This window comes from Janthinobacterium sp. GW456P (assembly GCF_002127655.1).
GTDB lineage: Bacteria > Pseudomonadota > Gammaproteobacteria > Burkholderiales > Burkholderiaceae_D > Janthinobacterium.
Window position 1 is genome coordinate 1 of sequence record NZ_NEHB01000002.1, and the last position, 17,671, is coordinate 17,671.

The following is a 17,671-nucleotide window of genomic DNA, read 5'->3' on the forward strand; positions in this document are numbered from 1 at the left end:
CGCGCCGGCACCCGCAGGCGCCACTGCGTGCCGCCTCCATCGCGCGCGCCCACGGACAGGCGCGCACCGAGTTTCGCGGCGCGCTCGCGCATGCCGGGCATGCCCCAGTGTCCGGGAATCTGCCCGTTTGCCGCGACCACCGGCGGCAAGCCCTGACCATCGTCGCGCACGACCAGTTCGATGCCGCCGCGCGCATAGCGCACCGCCACCTCGACCACCTGCGCGCGCGCATGCTGGAAGGCATTGCGCAGCGCTTCGCTGGCGATGCGGTAGATTTCATGCGCGGCGCGCGCATGCAGCAGACGCGATTCGCCTTCCTCCGCATAGCGGAACGCGATGCCGTGCCGCAGCGCCAGCCGCTCGCCTTCGCGCCGCAGGATGGCGCTCCAGCGCGTGCCGGCATCGTCGCCGGCGCGCAGGTCGTGCACGTGGTCACGTCCCTCGCCCAGCATGCGGTCGGCGTCGTCGAGCGCGCGCAGCATGGCGGCGCGCGCGGGATCATCCTCGGCGATGGCCATGCTGGCATTATGAAAGTGCAAAATCATCGCCTGCGTGCCCTGCAGCAGGGTATCGTGCAGCTCGCGCGCGATGCGTTCTCGCTCGGCCTGCTGCGCCTCCATCCGCACCAGCAGGCGCGCGGCGTGCTGGCGCAGCCGCCAGCGGTAGGCGCCATACGCGGCCGCCAGCAGCAGCGCTGCGCACAGGCTGCGGAACCACCAGGTCTGGTAAAACGCCGGCAGCACGCGCAACGGCAGTTGCGCCACCACGCTGTCGACGCCATCGCCGTTCGCGGCCACCACCTCGAAGCGGTAGCTGCCCGGCCCCAGGCCCGTGTACTGCGCCAGGCGCCGGCCGCCCGCCTGCTGCCACTGTGTATCGTAGCCGTCGAGCCGGTAGCGGAACTGCAAACGCGCCGGCGTGCCCAGGCTGGCGGCGTTGTAATGGAATTGCACGTCGCGCGTGCCGGCCGCCAGTTGCAAGGCGCCGCCGGCGGGCGTGTCGATGCGCCTGCCGTCGGCCAGCAGCGCGCCGATTTCCACGCGTGGCGCGGGCAAGGCCGCCGGCGCCTGGCGCGGATCGATCCAGAAGGTCGCGTTCTGGCGCGAAAACCAGATCTTGCCATCGTCCGCTTCGGCCACCGAGCGGTTGTGCAGCATGCCGATGCTGCCGTTCAAGCCATCGACGGCGTCGTACGCCGTGGCGCGCAAGGCATGGGCGGCGTCGCGCAGCGCCAGTTCCACTTCGGCGGCGGGGATGTGCGCGGCACCGCTGCCGTGATTGAGCCACAGGCTGCCGTCGCGCGCGCGCAGCAGGCCCACCACGCCCTCGAAGACGCTGGCCGGTTCGCTGCGCAGGGCTTGGAAGCGGCCGCCGCGCCACAGCGCCACGCCGCGCTGCCCGCCCGCCCAGACTTGTCCCTGGTATTCGACCAGCATGGGAATCTTGCCCAGGTCCAGGCCCTGCGCGGGACCGAAGGTGTGCAGCCGCCCCGCTGCCAGCATGGCGACGCTGCCATCGGCATACGACAGCCACAGGCGCCCGGCCGCATCGGCCAGCAGCGCCAGCGGCACTTTCGCGCCGCCCTCGGGCAACAGCGGTTCGCGCCGCCAGGCCCCGTCGCGGTACTGGAACACGCCGGCGCCGCTGAAGACGCCCCAGATACTGCCATCGGGCGCCAGCACACCGGCGCGCATGCGCTTGACCGCGGCCGCCCCGGACGGATAGGCGACGGTGCGCAGCACGCGCCCATCCTCGCCGGCCAGCCGCTGCAGGCCGGCGCGGGCCGCCACCCACAGGCCGCCCGGCGCTTCCAGGATGGCGCTGACGGGTCCCAGGCGCGGCGCGCGCAGCACCGTGCCGTCGGGACGCGCCAGCAGCAGCGGCCCCAGGACATCGTCGCGCGACAGCCACATGGCGCCTGCCGGCCCGGCCAGCATTTCCTGGGTACGGAACACCTCGCCCACTTCGGAGGCCGCACGCGTGCGCAGGACCACGGGCGCGGCCTGGCGGAAACGGTCCAGGCCGCCGTACGTGGAGACCCAGACGTTGCCTTCATTGTCGTCGCACATGGAGCCGACGAGAACATTGCTCAAGCCATCGCGCGGCAGGAACGATTCCGTGTCGCCGCTGATGCCCAGCTGCCCCGGCGCCAGCGTGCCGGCGCTGCGCGTGCGGTGCAGGCCGTACTGGCTGTCGAACCACAAGGTGCCCGCGCGGTCGACCAGCATGCTGCCGCTGGTGCCGCTGGTGTCGCGGTAAATCCATGGGTGATCGGGCTGGTCGTAGCGTTCGAGGCTGTCGATGATGCGGATGCCGCGCATCTCCAGCAAATAGATGCGGCCATCGGATCCCTGCTGCGGCGGCGCGCGCAGGTCGAGCCGGCCGATGGGCGGCGCGAAACGCGATTGAGTTCCCTGCCAGATGAACAGGCCTTTTTCGCTGAACACGGCGATGCGGCCATCGCGGTCGGCAAACACGGCCGACGCCTTTTGCGCCGTGTAGCCCTGCGCCGCGCCCATCGCCTGCCAGCGCCGGCCATCGAAGCGCGCAATGCCGGACACGCCGGCCGCCCACACGGCGCCGTCGCCGCCGATGGCGAAGCCCCAGATGGCGCCCGCCTGCACGCCCTGCGGCTCGGCGTAATTGCGCACCACGCCATCCTTGACGTGACTGATGCCGCCCACCTGCCAGCCTATCCACATGCCGCCGTCGGCGGCGCGCTTGAGCGCCAGCGCCACCGTGTCGGGAAAATGGCCCTGGCGCGCACGCACGGGTTCGAAGCGCAAGCCGTCGAAGCGGCTCACGCCCGCATGCGTGCCCAGCCACAGGAAACCGTCATTACCCTGGGCCATGACGATGATATCGTCGGGCGCGCCCTCGTTGACCGTCCAGCGCGTGTGCTGCAGCTGGTGGATGCCGCGCGCGCCATCGATGGCCAGCCCTTGCGGGCTGGCCAGCATCAACATCAGCCAGAGCAGGCAGGCGCGCATCGCCGCGATCAGGGCGCAGTCACGGCGGCCCGTTCGCTACGCCGCTCCACCACGATCAGGCCGCCCAGCAGCACCAGCGGCACGGCCAGCGCCGCGAACCCAAAGGCCAGGTAGCCAAAGCCGGCGGCGATGGCGCCCAGCGCAAAGGCCAGCAGCGGCCAGAAAAACTTCATGCAGCGCGCATGCGTGGCGCCGTCGGCCGCGCCGCGCAGCACGTCGACGGTATCGAGCACGATCTGCGTCACGTTACCGGTCATCATGGAGGTGGGCGCCAGGTGCGCCAGCAGCAAACGGCTGGTGGCGCTGTGCACGCCCATGGCGGCCGTGCCCAGCAAGCCGGCAAGCATCGCCAGCGTGCCCACCTGCGTGCCGACCGGCTCGGCCAGCACGCCGAACAGCATGAAACCGGCCAGCAAGACCCATTGCAGCAAAAAGGCCGGGGTCAGCGCCGCGCCGCCACGGCGCTCGATGGCCAGCACCATCAGGCGCGTGACGACGATACCGGCGATAAAGGCGGGAAAGGCGAGGATTTTCAGCAGGATGGGGATGCGCGTCGGTTCGGCCAGCGCCGCGCCGATCAGCACGAAGTTGCCCGTGACATGGGCGGTAAACAAGCCGAACAGGGCGATAAAGCCCAGCGTATCGACAAAGCCGGCCAAAAAACCCAGGCTGGTGCCGTATAAACGGCTGTGTGGTGCTTGCTCCATGAGGACTCCTTGCGATGCGGTAAACCGCAATAAAAAAATGCACCCGGGCGCAAACCCGGGCGCTACTGCCGGCATGGTAAGCCATGCCGCGTGCCGCCGCACCCGACCTTAGACCAGTCGGCGCGCCGCGATAGCTGCCCTACCTGATCTTTTGGCCCGTGTTTGCGCGCGGGCCCTGGGCTAGACTGCCCCTCGACCTTCGCGCCGCACACGCCGGCCCTCCCCGCATTGCCACCATGGAGCTGCATCATGTCCGAACCGACCCTTTCCTCCGCCTCACCGCTGATCCTGATCAACGGCTGCTTCCATACCGTCGACAAATCGTGCCCACAGGCGAGCGCCGTGGCCATCGCCGACGGCAAATTCCTCGCTGTCGGCGATGCCGACGACGTCATGCGCCACCGCCAGCCGGACAGCCGCGTAATCGACCTCGGTGGCCGCACCGTCATTCCCGGCCTGAACGACTCGCATCTGCACCTGATCCGCGGCGGCTTGAACTACAACCTGGAACTGCGCTGGGAAGGCGTGCCTTCGCTGGCCGACGCCCTGCGCATGCTCAAGGAGCAGGCCTTGCGCACGCCGAACCCGCAGTGGGTGCGCGTGGTCGGCGGCTGGAACGAATTCCAGTTCGCCGAAAAGCGCATGCCGACGCTCGACGAAATCAACGCGGCGGCGCCCGACACCCCCGTCTTCATCCTGCACCTGTACGACCGCGCCCTGCTCAACCGCGCCGCCCTGCGCGTGGTCGGCTACGATAAAAATACGCCGAACCCGCCGGGCGGCGAAATCGTGCGCGACGCCGCGGGCAACCCGACCGGCATGCTGATCGCGCGGCCGAACGCGATGATACTGTATGCGACCCTGGCCAAGGGCCCGACCTTGCCGCGCGAACTGCAGGTGAACTCCACGCGCCAGTTCATGCGCGAACTCAATCGCCTGGGCCTGACCAGCGCCATCGACGCGGGCGGCGGCTTCCAGAACTATCCGGAAGACTACGCGGTCGTCGAGGAACTGGCGCAGAAAGAGCAGCTGACCATCCGCATCGCCTACAACCTGTTCACGCAGAACAAGGGGGCCGAGCTGCAGGACTTCCAGAAATGGACGGAGATGGTGACGCCGGGCCAGGGCAACGACTACTACCGCCACAACGGCGCCGGCGAGATGCTGGTGTTCTCGGCCGCCGACTTCGAGGATTTTCTCGAGCCGCGTCCGGACCTGGCGCCCGGCATGGACGACGAACTGGAAAAGGTCGTGCGCCATCTGGTGTCGAAACGCTGGCCCTTCCGCCTGCACGCCACCTATGACGAGTCGATCGACCGCATGCTGACGGTGTTCGAAAAAGTCAACCGCGACATTCCCTTCGACGGCCTGACCTGGATGTTCGACCACTGCGAAACCATCACGCCGCGCAATATCGACCGGGTCAAGGCACTGGGCGGCGGCATCGCCATCCAGCACCGCATGGCCTTCCAGGGCGAGTACTTTGTCGACCGCTACGGCGCGGAGGCAGCCAAGGCCACGCCGCCGATCGCCCGCATGCTGCAAACGGGCGTGCCGGTCGGCGCCGGCACCGACGCCACCCGGGTCGCCAGCTACAACCCGTGGACGGCGCTGTACTGGCTGGTGTCGGGCCGCACCGTGGGCGGCCTGCGCCTGTACGATGCGGGTTCGCGCCTGTCGCGCGACACGGCGCTGGAACTGTGGACCACGGGCAGCGCCTGGTTCTCCAACGAGAAAGACAAGAAAGGCCGCATCCAGGCAGGCATGCTCGCCGACCTGGCCGTGCTGAGCGCCGATTTTTTCAGCATCGATGAGGAAGCGATCAAATCGATCGAGTCGCTGCTCACCATCGTCGGCGGCAAGATCGTCTACGGCCAGGCGGAATTTACCAATCTGGCGCCGCCCCCGATACCCGTATTGCCGGACTGGTCGCCCGTGAAAAACGTGGCCGGCCACTACCGCGCCGCGCCGCCGCAAACAGCCAGCGTGATGCAGCAGCACCAGTGCCAGGGTCCCTGCGGCGTGCACGCCCATGCGCACGACGTGGCGCGCAAGAGCGCCATCCCCGTCGCCGCCACCTCCGGCTTCTGGGGCGCCCTGGGGTGCAGCTGCTTTGCGTTCTGAGGCCCGCATGACGCGTTTGCTTTCATGCACTGCCGGCGCGCTGGCGCTGGCAGCCGCCCTGCCCGCCGCCGCGCAGCAAAATATGCAGCTGTACGGCCGCCTGAACGTGGCGCTCGAGGCGCTGCACTCGTCCGGCAGCGGCGACAGCGTGCAGCGCCTGTCCAACAACCGCTCCGTGCTCGGTTTTCGCGGCAGCGAAGACCTGGGCGGCGGCTGGCAGGCGCTGTTCCAGGTCGAGGGCACCCTGGCGCCAGACACGGGTGCCGGGTCCATTGCCGCGCGCGACACGCGCATCGGCATCCAGGGTCCCTGGGGCACGCTGTTTGGCGGCAACTGGACCTTGCCCTACAACAGCGCCACCTCCGCGCTCGACCCGTTCTACCCGACCACGGCCGGCTATATGAGCCTGATGGGCAACGGCTCTGCCTCAAACGACAGCAATACCAGCAACACGTATTCCTTCGACCGGCGCCAGCAGAACAGCGTGCATTACTGGACGCCGCAGTGGGCCGGCTGGTCGCTGCGCATGGCACGCGGCATGGGCGAGGAACGGCCGGCCAACGGCGCGCGGCCATCGCTGGCGTCGGCGGCCCTGCTCTACGACGGCGGCGCCTTGTACGCCACCGTGGCGCACGAAGCGCACCACGACTACCAGGGACGCGGCCTGGACGACCATGGCAGCAAGCTGGCACTGGCCTGGCGTGCCGATGCAGCCACGCAGCTGGCGGTGGCGCTGGAAATCCTGCGCTATACGACGCCCACGGGCGCACTGCACCGGCGCACGGCGTATGTGTCGGCCACGCGCCAGTTCGGCCGCCACGGCCTGCGCATCGGCCTGGCCCATGCGCAAAGCGCCAGCGGCGACGCGCTGGAAAGCATCGGCACCGTGCGCGCGGGAGCGGGCACGGGCGCCACCCACGCCACGGTCGGCTACGACTACCAGCTGTCGAAGCGCAGCAGCCTCTATGCCTATTACACGCGCCTGGCCAACGGCCGCAACGGCATCGCCGGCTTCGCCATCAACGGACTGGGAGGCGAAGCGGGGACACAGGGCGCCACCTTGTCGGGCATGGCGCTGGGAATCCGGCACAATTTCTGAGCGGCGCTCAGTCCCAGCAGACTGACAGCACGGCATAGCCCTCTGATGGATCAGGAGCGTTGGCCGGCTTGCCATAAGGCCAGCCGGGGATGACACCGTCGGCTTCCATCCCGGCGATCCAGCGCTCCACCTCCTCCTGGGGTGCGGAGGTGAAGATATGCACGTTTTCCGCAGGCGGGAAACATTTCGCGTCCACGTCCGCCTGGCCATAAACGCACCAGTCCTGGTGCAAGCCGACCAGCACCTTTTCCACGTCCGGCCTGGCGGCGATCTCGCGGAACATGTCATACAGCCGCGCAATCGGCGGGCGGCCATAGCCCCACTGGTTCGGCGCGATCGACTCTTCGTCGCTATTGCCTGCGAAGTAGAGATCGAGATCGACCGCGGGGGGTGTATCGCCATCGTCCACACCGGGCGAGGTCAGGTACTGATAGATTTTGTCAGGCATGGGAAAAGTTCCGTTCATATGAAAGACGGTGCAGTATTGTAGTCTGCAAACTTGGCATCCCGGCAACGCGACGTACAGTGTTTTGCTTCGCGGCCTGGTTCCAATGAAAATTGATCCCGTCAGCCAGGGCGCTGAAATAGCGGACAACAAAAAACCCGCCAACTTTTGCAAGTGGGCGGGTTTTCTGATGAAACTTGGTGCCGTTGGCCGGAATCGAACTGGCGACCTTCACATTACGAATGTGCTGCTCTACCAACTGAGCTACAACGGCGAAGACCCACATTCTACAAACAATGCACAAAATTTGCTAGTGTCAACGCGAACTTTTTTGCATTTTTTTAGCGGCCCGGCTGCGGGCCGCTGAAAATCGTGGAAAAGTGCGGCTTTTTTACTCGGCGTGATACGCGGTGACGCGCGCCACTTCGTCTTTCGAGCCGAGGAAGACGGGCACGCGCTGGTGCAGCTTGTGCGGGGCGATGTCCATGATGCGCTGCTTGCCGTCGGTGGCGGCGCCGCCCGCTTGCTCGACGATGAAGGCCATCGGGTTCGCTTCGTACATCAAACGCAGCTTGCCCGGCATCGAGGTGTCGCGCAGGTCGGCCGGGTACATGAAGATGCCGCCGCGATTCAGGATGCGGTGCACGTCGGCCACCATCGAGGCGATCCAGCGCATATTGAAATTGGTGCCGCGCGGCCCCGTGTCGCCGGCCAGCAGTTCGTCGACATAGCGCTTGACCGGTGGATGCCAGTGGCGCGCGTTCGACATGTTGATGGCGAATTCCTTGGTCGTCGGCGGAATCTGCATATTGCTTTGCGTGAGCACCCACGAACCCATTTCGCGGTCCAGGGTAAAGCAGTTCACGCCATTGCCGAAGGTCAGCACCAGCATGGTTTGCGGGCCGTACACGGCGTAGCCGGCCGCCACCTGCTTGGCGCCTGCCTGCATGAAGTCCTGTTCCGTCGGCTGGCCCATGCCGTCCGGCGCCTTCAGCACGGAGAAGATGGTGCCGATCGAGACGTTGACGTCGATGTTCGACGAGCCATCGAGTGGGTCGAACAGCAGCATGTATTCGCCCTTCGGATAGCGGTTCGGGATCGGGTGGATCGATTCCATCTCTTCCGACGCCATGGCCGCCAGATGGCCGCCCCATTCGTTCGCTTCCAGCAAAATCTCGTTGGAGATGATGTCGAGTTTTTTCTGTACTTCGCCCTGCACGTTTTCCGTGTCGGCCGTGCCCAGAACTTCACCGAGGGCACCCTTGCCAACGGCGTGGCTGATGGTCTTGCAGGCGCGCGCGACGACTTCGATCAGCAGGCGCAGTTCGGCCGGAATGCTGTTGTTCGAGCGCTGCTCTTCAACCAGGTATTGCGTAAGACTGATGCGTTTCATGAATTCCCTTTTGTTTTAATGAATTTCTTTGCTTAAGCCAAGGTAAAGGCTGGGGTCAGACCCGCCGGGTCAGACCCCGGAACGCGTCATCCGACATGCAGTCAATTGGCCAGCGCCTTGCTGACCACTTCCATTACGTCATTCGACAAACTGGCCTGGCCGGCGACTTGCTCGAGCGCCGTGCGCATGTGGCCTTGCAGCGCGGGCACGTAACGGCGCCAGCGGTCCATGGAGCGCGCCAGGCGGGCCGCCACTTGCGGGTTCAGGGCGTCGAGCGCAATCACCTGCTCGGCCCAGAAGGCATAGCCGCTGCCGTCCTGCGCATGGAACTGCGATGGATTGCCGTTGGTGAAATTGAAGATCAGGCTGCGCGCGCGGTTCGGATTTTTCAGGGTGAAGGCCGGATGCGTCATCAACTGGCGCACGGCTTGCACGTCGGTCGCTGGCGCGGCCGCCTGCATGGCGAACCACTTGTCGACCACCAGCGCTTCGTTCTCGAAATCGGCATAGAAGCTGGTCAGGGCGGCCTGCGCATGCGGCTGCGAGCCGGAATGAATCAGCGCCGCCAGCGCGGCGGCGCGGTCCGTCATGTTGCCGGCATTGTCGAACTGCAGCCGCGCCAGGTCCAGCTCCGCCGCTTCGGGCGCGATCAGCAGATACGACAAGGCCAGGTTTTTCAAGGCGCGCTTGCCGGCCGACAGGGCGTCGGGGCTGTATTCGCCCGGCGTCTGGTTGGCGTGGTATTGCGCCAGCAATTCCCCTTTCAGGGCGGCCGCGATGGTGCGGCGCATGAACTGGCGCGCCGCGTGGATCGCCTGCGGGTCGACTTGCGCCAGGCGCTCGGCGATGATGGTTTCCGACGGCAGGATCAGGGCCAGTTCGCGGAAGGCCGGGTCGAGCGTGTCGTCGGCCAGCAGGGCGCGCTGCGCTGCGATGAAGGTGTCGTCCAGCGCCAGGGGTTCGCCGGCGGCGACGGCGGCGGTCAGTTTCAGCAGGCGCTCCATGGCCAGGCGCTGGCCCGCTTCCCAGCGGTTCACCGGATCGCTGTCGTGGCGGAACAGGTGCAGCAGCTGCTCGTCGGTATAGCCGTATTCGAGCACCACGGGCGCGGAAAAGTCGCGCAGCAGCGATGGCACGGGTTCTTCCGTCACGTTCGTGAAGCGGAACGTTTGCGACGCCTGCGTCAATTCCAGCACGACGCTGGCGGCGCCGTTCGACGCCACGCCATCAACGCGCAGCGGCAGGTCGCGGCCGTCCGCCCCCAGCAAGCCGACGGTGACGGGAATGTGGAACGGCAGTTTTTTCGGCTGGCCCGGCGTGGCGGGGCAGCTTTGCGCCAGGGTCAGCTCGAACGTCCGGCTGGCGGCGTCGTAGCGCGTGGCAGCGGTGACAACGGGCGTGCCGGCCTGGCTGTACCAGCGTTCGAATTGCGTGAAGTCGCGGCCATTCGCATCGGCCATGGCGGCGCGGAAGTCGTCGCACTGCACCGCCTGGCCATCGTGGCGTTCGAAATACAGGTCCATGCCCTTGCGGAAACCATCGCGGCCGACCAAGGTCTGGTACATGCGCACCACTTCGGCGCCCTTTTCGTAGATGGTGACCGTATAAAAGTTATTGATCTCGACGAAGGAATCGGGACGCACGGGATGGGCCATCGGGCCCGCGTCTTCGGGGAACTGCGCCTGGCGCAGGGTGCGCACCTGGTCGATGCGCGTGACGGCGCGGCCCGTGTCCGTGCCGATCATGTCGGCCGAGAATTCCTGGTCGCGGAACACCGTCAAGCCTTCCTTCAGCGACAGCTGGAACCAGTCGCGGCACGTGACGCGGTTGCCGGTCCAGTTGTGGAAGTATTCGTGGCCCACCACCGCTTCGATGCCCGCGTAATCGACGTCGGTCGCCACACGCGGATTGGCCAGCACGTACTTGGTGTTGAAGATGTTCAGGCCCTTGTTTTCCATGGCGCCCATGTTGAAGTCGCCCACGGCGACGATCATGAAGCGGTCCAGGTCCAGCTCCAGGCCGAAACGCTCCTCGTCCCAGCGGATCGAGTTTTTCAGCGACTGCATGGCGTAATCGGTTTTATCGAGGTTGCCCTCTTCCACCCACACTTGCAGCAGCACTTCGCGGCCGGACTTGAGCGTGTAGCGCTCTTCCTGGCATACCAGGCGCGCCGCCACCAGGGCGAACAGGTAGGACGGCTTCTTGAACGGGTCTTCCCACTTGGCGTAATGGCGGCCATCGCCCAGGTCGCCCTCTTCGATCAGGTTGCCATTCGATAGCAGCACCGGATAGCGTTCCTTGTCGGCGCGCAGCATGACCGTATACTTGGCCATCACGTCCGGGCGGTCAGGGAAGAAGGTGATGCGGCGGAAGCCTTCCGCTTCGCACTGCGTGAAGAAATTATGGTTCGACACATACAGGCCGGACAGCGAAGTATTGTCCTGCGGCGCCAGCACGGTCTCGATATCGAGCAGTACCTCGTCGGGCGCCTTGGGGATGGTCAGCATGCCGGCCGTCAGCTTGTATTGCGACGGTTTCAGCTGCTTGCCATTCAGGCGCACCATCACCAGCTCGATGTGTTCGCCGTGCAATTCGATGCTGCGGCTGGTGCTGGCCGGGTTGTGGCGCATGCGGATCCGGCTCGCCACCACTGTGCGGGCGGGATCAAGATCGAAACCAAGTTCGACGCTGTCGACCAGGAAGCTGGGCGGCGTGTAATCTTTGCGGTAAATCGTCTGAGGGCTGTCTGTGCGCATAGGGATTTGGGTGGGAGCGGAGGCAAAAGCCTATTTTACCAACACCAGCCCCGCGATAGTCGCGATTCAGCTCAGGAATGTTGGATTCCCTTACACGCCGACATACCAGGTAACATTCTGTAATAATGAATAGAAACAAATAGAACTATTCTTATAATACTAAGCGATGAATTGCGTCTACTAATCAGGAGGTCATGCAATGAAACGTTATCTCACCATCATGATGGCCGCATTGACCGTGTTGCTGACCGGCTGCGCCACCACCATACGCAGCGATGTGACCGTCTTCCATGAGTGGCCTGCGCAATTGCAGGACAAATCGTATGCGTTTGAAACGCCGGATGCCGAAAACGATACGCTGGAATACCGCAGCTACCAGAACCTGGTGCGCGCGGAACTGGCCAAGCACGGCTTCGGCGAAGCTTCCGGCCCTGCGGCGGCCAATTTGCGCGTGGCGATGAATTTTTCCACCGTCGACTACCCTGAGCGCGTGCTGCAAGCCACCGACCCGTTCTGGTATGGTCCCGGCTACTGGCCTGGCCGCTATGGCTACCGCTACGGCGCCTGGCCAGGCTATGGCCGCTTCGGCTACAACCCCTACTGGTATGGTCCGCTGGACCTGGAAGAAAGCGTGCGCCATAAATACGAGCGCGAATTGCGCATCACGATCAATGACCGCAACGGCAAGAAACTCTACGACGTGACGGTGCAATCGACCAGCAACAAGCGCGCCACCTCGCAAGTGATGCCGGCCATGGTCGCCAGCGCCTTTGCCGACTTCCCCGGCCAGAGCGGCGTGCCGCGCAAGGTGGAAGTGAAAATCGAGTAAGGACGCGGCAACACAAACGTGGCGACACAACCGGCTTGCGCAGCGCCGCGCAAGCCGGTTTTTTTCACTCTTTTTTCACTCAGGAATAATACGCCTCGGCGGCAAAGGTGAGTACGCCGATCAGCGCCACCGCCAATGCCAGCACGATCAGCAGGCGGCCAAACTTTGGCCTGCCATCCCTTTCGCTGCCGCCGCTCATGGCACGATGATGGTCGAGCCGGTCGTCTTGCGCCCTTCCAGGTCCGTGTGCGCCTGGGCGACATGGGCCAGGCTGTAGTGTTGGTTGATCTCGATCTGCACTTCGCCGCTGCTGACGACACCGAACAGCGAGGTGGCCATCTCTTCCAGGTTGGCGCGGTTCGAGGCATAGCTGAACAGGGCCGGGCGCGTGATGAAAAGCGAGCCGCGCGAGGCCAGTTCGCTCAGCGTAAATGCCGGCACGGGACCGGACGCGTTGCCGAAGCTGACCATCATGCCCAGCGGCGCCAGGCAGTCGAGCGAGCCCGTAAACGTATCCTTGCCGATGGAATCGTAGACCACCGAGACGCCCTTGCCGCCCGTGATCTCGCGCACGCGCTCGACGAAGTTTTCCGTGTTGTAGTTGATGACGTGGGCCGCGCCATGCGCCTTGGCCAGCGCCGCCTTTTCATCGGAACCGGCCGTGCCGATCAGGTTCACGCCCAGCACCTTGGCCCACTGGCAGGCGATCAGGCCGACGCCGCCCGCGGCCGCGTGGAACAGGATGGTATCGCCCGCCTTCAGCGCCACCGTGCGGTGGAACAGGTATTGCACCGTCAAGCCTTGCAGCATCATGGCGGCGGCCGTATCGAAAGCGATGCGTTCGGGCAGCACCAGCAGCAGGGCCGCCGGCAGGTTGCGCTGCTGCGCGTACGCGCCATTGATGCGCGCCGCGTAGGCCACCCGGTCGCCGACTTTCACTTCCGTGACGCCCTCGCCCACCGCCTCGACGATGCCCGCGCCCTCGACGCCGAGGCCATTGGGCAGCGGCTGCGGGTACAGGCCCGTGCGGAAATACACGTCGATGAAATTGAGGCCGATCGCCTCGTGTTTCACGCGCGCCTCGCCGGGCCCCGGCGGCGGCAGTTCCACATCCACGTATTCCATCACTTCCGGGCCGCCCACGCGCTGCATGCGGATCGCCTTGGTGGTCATCGTTGCGCTCATGCTCATCTCCTAGTCTGGGTAAATCAGGCGGCCGCGCTGGCCCGCGCCTGCAGTTGCGACAGCACCAGGTGCGCCGACGACAGATTCGTCGCGCATGCCACGTTGTGCACGTCGCAGGCGCGCACCAGGGCGTTGATGTCCGGCTCGTGCGGCTGCGGCGTCATCGGGTCGCGCAGGAAGATCACGCAATCGATCAAGCCTTCCACCAGCAGCGAGCCGATCTGCAAATCGCCGCCGAACGGGCCCGAATGCTTGCGCTCCACCGCCAGGCCCAGCTCGTTGATCAGGCGGCCGCCCGTGGTGCCCGTGGCCGACAGTTCGCAGCCCTGCAAAAAGTCCCGGTATTCGCCCGCCAGGGTAATCATGTCATCTTTTTTCTTGTCGTGGGCAATCAGGGCGATGCGTGTTTTCATGGAGAGGACCATTTCAGTGGTTGGAGGAATTATTTCTTTTTCGACAGCAAGTAAATACCGGCCAATACCAGGCTGGTGCCAGCCAGTTGCCAGTTGGTGATCGGTTCGTCGAGGATCATGGCGCCCAGGAACAAGGTCGACACGGGGCCGATCATGCCCGCCTGCGAAGCGATGGGCGCGCCGATGCGCTCGACGGCGATCATCGTCATAAAGACGGGCATCACCGTGCAAAAGATGCCATTGAGCAAGGACAAGCCATACACGGGCATGGGCTGGATCAGCAATTCGACGGGGCGCAAAATGAAAAATTGAACGATGCAGGCAAAGCTGGCCACGCACATCGCGTAGCTGACCAGGCGCATCGAGCCGATGCGTTTCACCAGCTCGCCCGAGCCCAGCAGATAGACGGCATACGAGCAGGCCGAGCCCAGCACGAGAGTCGACCCCAGCGCCACATTGCTGGCGCCGCCCTGCAAGTCGTGCACGAACACCAGCACGATGCCGCAATACGAGGTGAGCAAGGCCAGCCATTGCAGGCGGCTGATGCGCTGCTTGAAGTACACGGTGGTAATCAGCAGCACGAAGGTGGGCGTGAGAAACAGGATCAGGCGCTCCAGCCCCACGGAAATGTATTGCAGGCCCAGAAAGTCCAGATAGCTGGACAGGTAATAGCCGACCAGGCCCAGCCCGACCAGGCGCCAGCGGTCGCTGTTTGATAAAGGCGGCTCCGTGCGCATCTTCCACCAGGCGATGACGGCGAACACGGGCAGCGAAAAGATCATCCGGAAGGCGATCAGGGTGACGGCGTCGATCTGGTAGCGGTACAGCAGCTTGGCGACGATGGCCTTGGTGGAAAACAGCACCGCTCCGCCCACTGCGATGGCCAGGCCACCGAGGTAGACGGAACGGGGAATAGATGGAGAGGTTGCTTGCGGGGAACTGGAGCTCATGCCCAGATTGTAATGGCAAAAGCCAAAGGCGGCGTGGGTGGGCCGTAGGTCGGGCGTAGGTCGGGCGTAGGTCGGGTTAGCCCAAAGGGCGTAAGCCGACACCACCGCAATGTAACCCAACACTACCGCAACGTAACCCGCCCCCCATCCCCGCCAACCATGTTGTCGGATTACGCGCGGCATGGCCGCGCTAATCCGACCTCCCCTTTACGCCACCACCACCGCCGCCGCGCCCGCCGTCACTGTCGCCGTCGTCACCCGCGCAATCACGTTCGACGGCGCCGCCGTACCGATCAGTTTATTCACCTGCTTGAACTGCGCCACCAGCTTGCCTGGCGTCAAGGTCACCACCGTGTAGCCCTGCGCATCCGTATTCAAATGCTTGATCCACGGATTGTTGCCCAGGCCGGACAATTGCTGCGCCAGGCCCAGCAGGGTCACGCTGAAGTCAGTGCTCGCTTTCAAGCCAGCCTGTACGGCGGCGACCGTCGCGTCCAGCTGGGCTTCCGGCACGCTCTTGGCGGCCAACGCGCCGCGCAGCTGCACGCGCAATTGCTCCAGCAGGCTGTCGACGGTGGGCGCGACCTTGCCCATGGTGTAGTCGAGCAGGTTGACGTCGAGGTTGACCGTGCCCAGGCCCGTGACGGGAATGGCCAGCGGATAACTGACGAGGGTGCCGATGTCGCCCATGCTGCCGGCGGCCGACTTCAGGTAACTGAAGAAGGAATCCGAGCTGACGCCGGCCGAGACCAGGTCCACCATGACGGGCGTGCCGCCACCGGCCGCGTCGAAATCGTCGCTGACGGTGCCGGCAAAGAACGAGTGGATATCGCCCGTGATCGCCACCACATTGCCGATGGCATTGTTTTTCAGGTGCGCCATCAGATTCTTGCGCTCGCTGTTGTAGCCATCCCACTGGTCGCAATTGAGCAGGAAGCGCGTGAAGAACGGCGCCAGCGCCGCTTGCTGGCCCGATGCGGCCACAAAACTGGACGCGGCGCCCTTGGCCTGCACGTCGGGCTTGATCCAGCCGAAGGCGATCACTTGCGCGGCGGCGGCCGGCGAAGCGCTGTTGTAGGCGGCTACGGTGATGCCGGCCTGGGCCGCGCTCAAGCCGGCGCCCACGGCAGCGGCGCCCTGCGCGCCGGCGTTGGCGGGCGCGCCGGCAATCGCCATGGCCGCCGCCTGCGCAACGTTTTGCGCCGCGCCCGCCGTGGAAGCTGCCACAATGGCGGACGCCAGCGGCACGCTGCCGCCCACCAATGGCAGGGTGCTGGCGATGGCCTGGCCCACATTCGACATCGCGCTCAGCGCCAGCAAGGTGGCAATCGCATCCGTGCCATTCAAGCCCATGCGCAGCAGGGACACTTCATTGCCCCACAGCTTCCAGGTTGAGGTGGCCGCCTTCATCTTGCCTTTCCACCAGTCGCGCTGCGTGCTGCCCAGCATGCCCACTGCCGCCAGCGGATCGGCGCCGGCCTTGGTGGCGGCCGCCATTTTCTGCCCTTCCACGCTGTCGAACAGCGCTTGCGGCACCAGGTAGCGGCTGCCGATGCTGCCCAGCGGCTTGCCCGTGGCGAGATTGATGGTCGACTCGGCGATCGCATGGTCGGCGCGGTACAGGCGCTCGTCCGTCATCACCAGCTGCATCAGCTTGCCGAACTGGAAATCGCGGTAAATCTGGATATTCTGGAACGTTGTCGCGGCGCTATCGAACGTGACGTCGGCCGGCATGTATTCGAACCACGCCTGGTTGGCGCTGCGGCGGCGGGCCGGCTGGTGCAAATCGCTGCCGTCGGTCGCCACGATGCCTTCATAGGTGGACGCGTCCTGCCAGGCGTCGTCCGTGAATTCATGGTCATCCCAGATGGCGATGAAGGCAAAGCGTTCATGCACGGCTTGCAGGCGCGTATCGGTGCGGTATTTCTTGTACAGGTAGCGGTAATCGGCCACCGTGGTCGCGTATTTCGCGCCGGACGTGCCGCTTTTATACGTGCCGTCGGGCAGTTTCAGCTGGTCGTGGCGGCTTTCCACGGCGCCGCTCTGGAAGGCCTCGCCCACCGTTTCATAGATGTAATCGCCCAGGTGGACGATGAAATCGAGCGATTCGTTGGCGGCGATGTGCGACAACGCGCCCCAGTGGTTGATGCTCCAGTCCTGGCACGTCAGGTAGGCGAACTGCAGCTGGGATACATCGGCCGTGGCGGCGGGCGCCGTCTTGAAGCGGCCCACGTTGGAACGCACGTCGCCGGCGATGAACTGGTAAAAATACACCTGGCCCGACTGCAGACCCGTCACCTTGTGGCGCAGGGTGTTGTCGAAATCGGCTTTCAGGGGCAGCTTGGCGTCGACGATGGGCGTACCCAACAGGGCCGTATTGCTGCCCAGGGCGGACGTATTGTCGCTGGCGCTGACGATCAGGCGCACGGCCACGTCCGACTTGCCGGCCACCGCAGGCGCGACGGCGTCGAAACTGGCGGGCACGACGCGCGTCCACAGCATGGCGCTGTCGGCGCGCGGGTCGCCCGAAGCCACGCTTTGCGGGAATTTCCAGTCGCTGCCCGAGGCCAGCGGCACGCCAGGATCGCTGTGATCGGTGCCGCCGCAGGCGGCAAGGCCGACAGTGGCCACCGACACGGTGATAAAGCCGCCCAATTTCAGAAATTGCCGCCTGTCCATTTGACTTGCCATGATGTCGCGCCCTCGATATGGTGAAAGCGCGTCACTTTAGCAACAGATTGTGTCATCCTGATGACGCGGCCATGCCGCTTCGCAAGGGG

Annotated in this window: 12 protein-coding genes and 1 tRNA gene; 3 read left to right on the plus strand and 10 right to left on the minus strand. The window is 65.2% G+C overall.

The window, feature by feature from the left end; all coding sequences use genetic code 11:
• The coding region (locus CBW66_RS02410) for a sensor histidine kinase (protein WP_086153606.1) at window positions 1–2,990 on the minus strand (2,990 nt) is incomplete at its 3' end.
• 8 nt (window positions 2,991–2,998) lie between these two features.
• Window positions 2,999–3,697 (minus strand): YoaK family protein, encoded by a 699-nt coding sequence (locus CBW66_RS02415; protein WP_086138406.1) that lies wholly within the window; start codon window positions 3,695–3,697, stop codon window positions 2,999–3,001.
• Between the two features lie 249 nt (window positions 3,698–3,946).
• Here CBW66_RS02415 and CBW66_RS02420 point away from each other — a divergent pair, with 249 nt between their 5' ends.
• Window positions 3,947–5,821: an amidohydrolase gene (locus CBW66_RS02420; protein ID WP_086138407.1), complete on the plus strand. Its 1,875-nt coding sequence runs from the start codon at window positions 3,947–3,949 to the stop codon at window positions 5,819–5,821.
• 7 nt (window positions 5,822–5,828) lie between these two features.
• Complete coding sequence (locus CBW66_RS02425) at window positions 5,829–6,920, plus strand: porin (RefSeq protein ID WP_086138408.1); 1,092 nt, start codon at window positions 5,829–5,831, stop codon at window positions 6,918–6,920.
• A gap of 7 nt (window positions 6,921–6,927) precedes the next feature.
• Here the strand turns inward: CBW66_RS02425 and CBW66_RS02430 are convergent, their stop codons facing one another.
• The 4 genes from CBW66_RS02430 to pepN all read right to left on the minus strand — a co-directional run bounded on the left by CBW66_RS02430 (window position 6,928) and on the right by pepN (window position 11,514).
• Window positions 6,928–7,368, minus strand: coding sequence for a hypothetical protein (locus CBW66_RS02430; protein WP_086138409.1), 441 nt, complete (start codon window positions 7,366–7,368; stop codon window positions 6,928–6,930).
• A gap of 195 nt (window positions 7,369–7,563) precedes the next feature.
• Window positions 7,564–7,639 (minus strand) — tRNA-Thr (locus tag CBW66_RS02435).
• 117 nt (window positions 7,640–7,756) lie between these two features.
• Window positions 7,757–8,758 carry a class 1 fructose-bisphosphatase gene (locus CBW66_RS02440; protein ID WP_086138410.1) on the minus strand — a complete coding sequence of 334 codons (1,002 nt, stop codon included), beginning with the start codon at window positions 8,756–8,758 and terminating at the stop codon, window positions 7,757–7,759.
• 101 nt (window positions 8,759–8,859) lie between these two features.
• On the minus strand, window positions 8,860–11,514 hold the full coding sequence (pepN, locus tag CBW66_RS02445) for an aminopeptidase N (RefSeq protein ID WP_086138411.1): 2,655 nt from the start codon (window positions 11,512–11,514) through the stop codon (window positions 8,860–8,862).
• A gap of 199 nt (window positions 11,515–11,713) precedes the next feature.
• Here pepN and CBW66_RS02450 point away from each other — a divergent pair, with 199 nt between their 5' ends.
• Complete coding sequence (locus tag CBW66_RS02450; RefSeq protein ID WP_086138412.1) at window positions 11,714–12,343, plus strand: DUF4136 domain-containing protein; 630 nt, start codon at window positions 11,714–11,716, stop codon at window positions 12,341–12,343.
• A gap of 195 nt (window positions 12,344–12,538) precedes the next feature.
• Here the strand turns inward: CBW66_RS02450 and CBW66_RS02455 are convergent, their stop codons facing one another.
• The 4 genes from CBW66_RS02455 to CBW66_RS02470 form a co-directional block, all read right to left on the minus strand.
• Window positions 12,539–13,528: a quinone oxidoreductase gene (locus tag CBW66_RS02455; RefSeq protein WP_086138413.1), complete on the minus strand. Its 990-nt coding sequence runs from the start codon at window positions 13,526–13,528 to the stop codon at window positions 12,539–12,541.
• Window positions 13,529–13,551: 23 nt separating this feature from the next.
• Window positions 13,552–13,941, minus strand: coding sequence for a methylglyoxal synthase (locus tag CBW66_RS02460; RefSeq protein ID WP_086138414.1), 390 nt, complete (start codon window positions 13,939–13,941; stop codon window positions 13,552–13,554).
• Window positions 13,942–13,970: 29 nt separating this feature from the next.
• The gene (locus tag CBW66_RS02465) at window positions 13,971–14,891 is read right to left on the minus strand and encodes a DMT family transporter (protein WP_086138415.1); all 921 of its coding nucleotides are present in this window, start codon (window positions 14,889–14,891) and stop codon (window positions 13,971–13,973) included.
• A 207-nt stretch (window positions 14,892–15,098) separates the two neighbouring features.
• The gene (locus tag CBW66_RS02470) at window positions 15,099–17,582 is read right to left on the minus strand and encodes an alkaline phosphatase (RefSeq protein WP_230492046.1); all 2,484 of its coding nucleotides are present in this window, start codon (window positions 17,580–17,582) and stop codon (window positions 15,099–15,101) included.
• Window positions 17,583–17,671 lie beyond the last annotated feature (89 nt).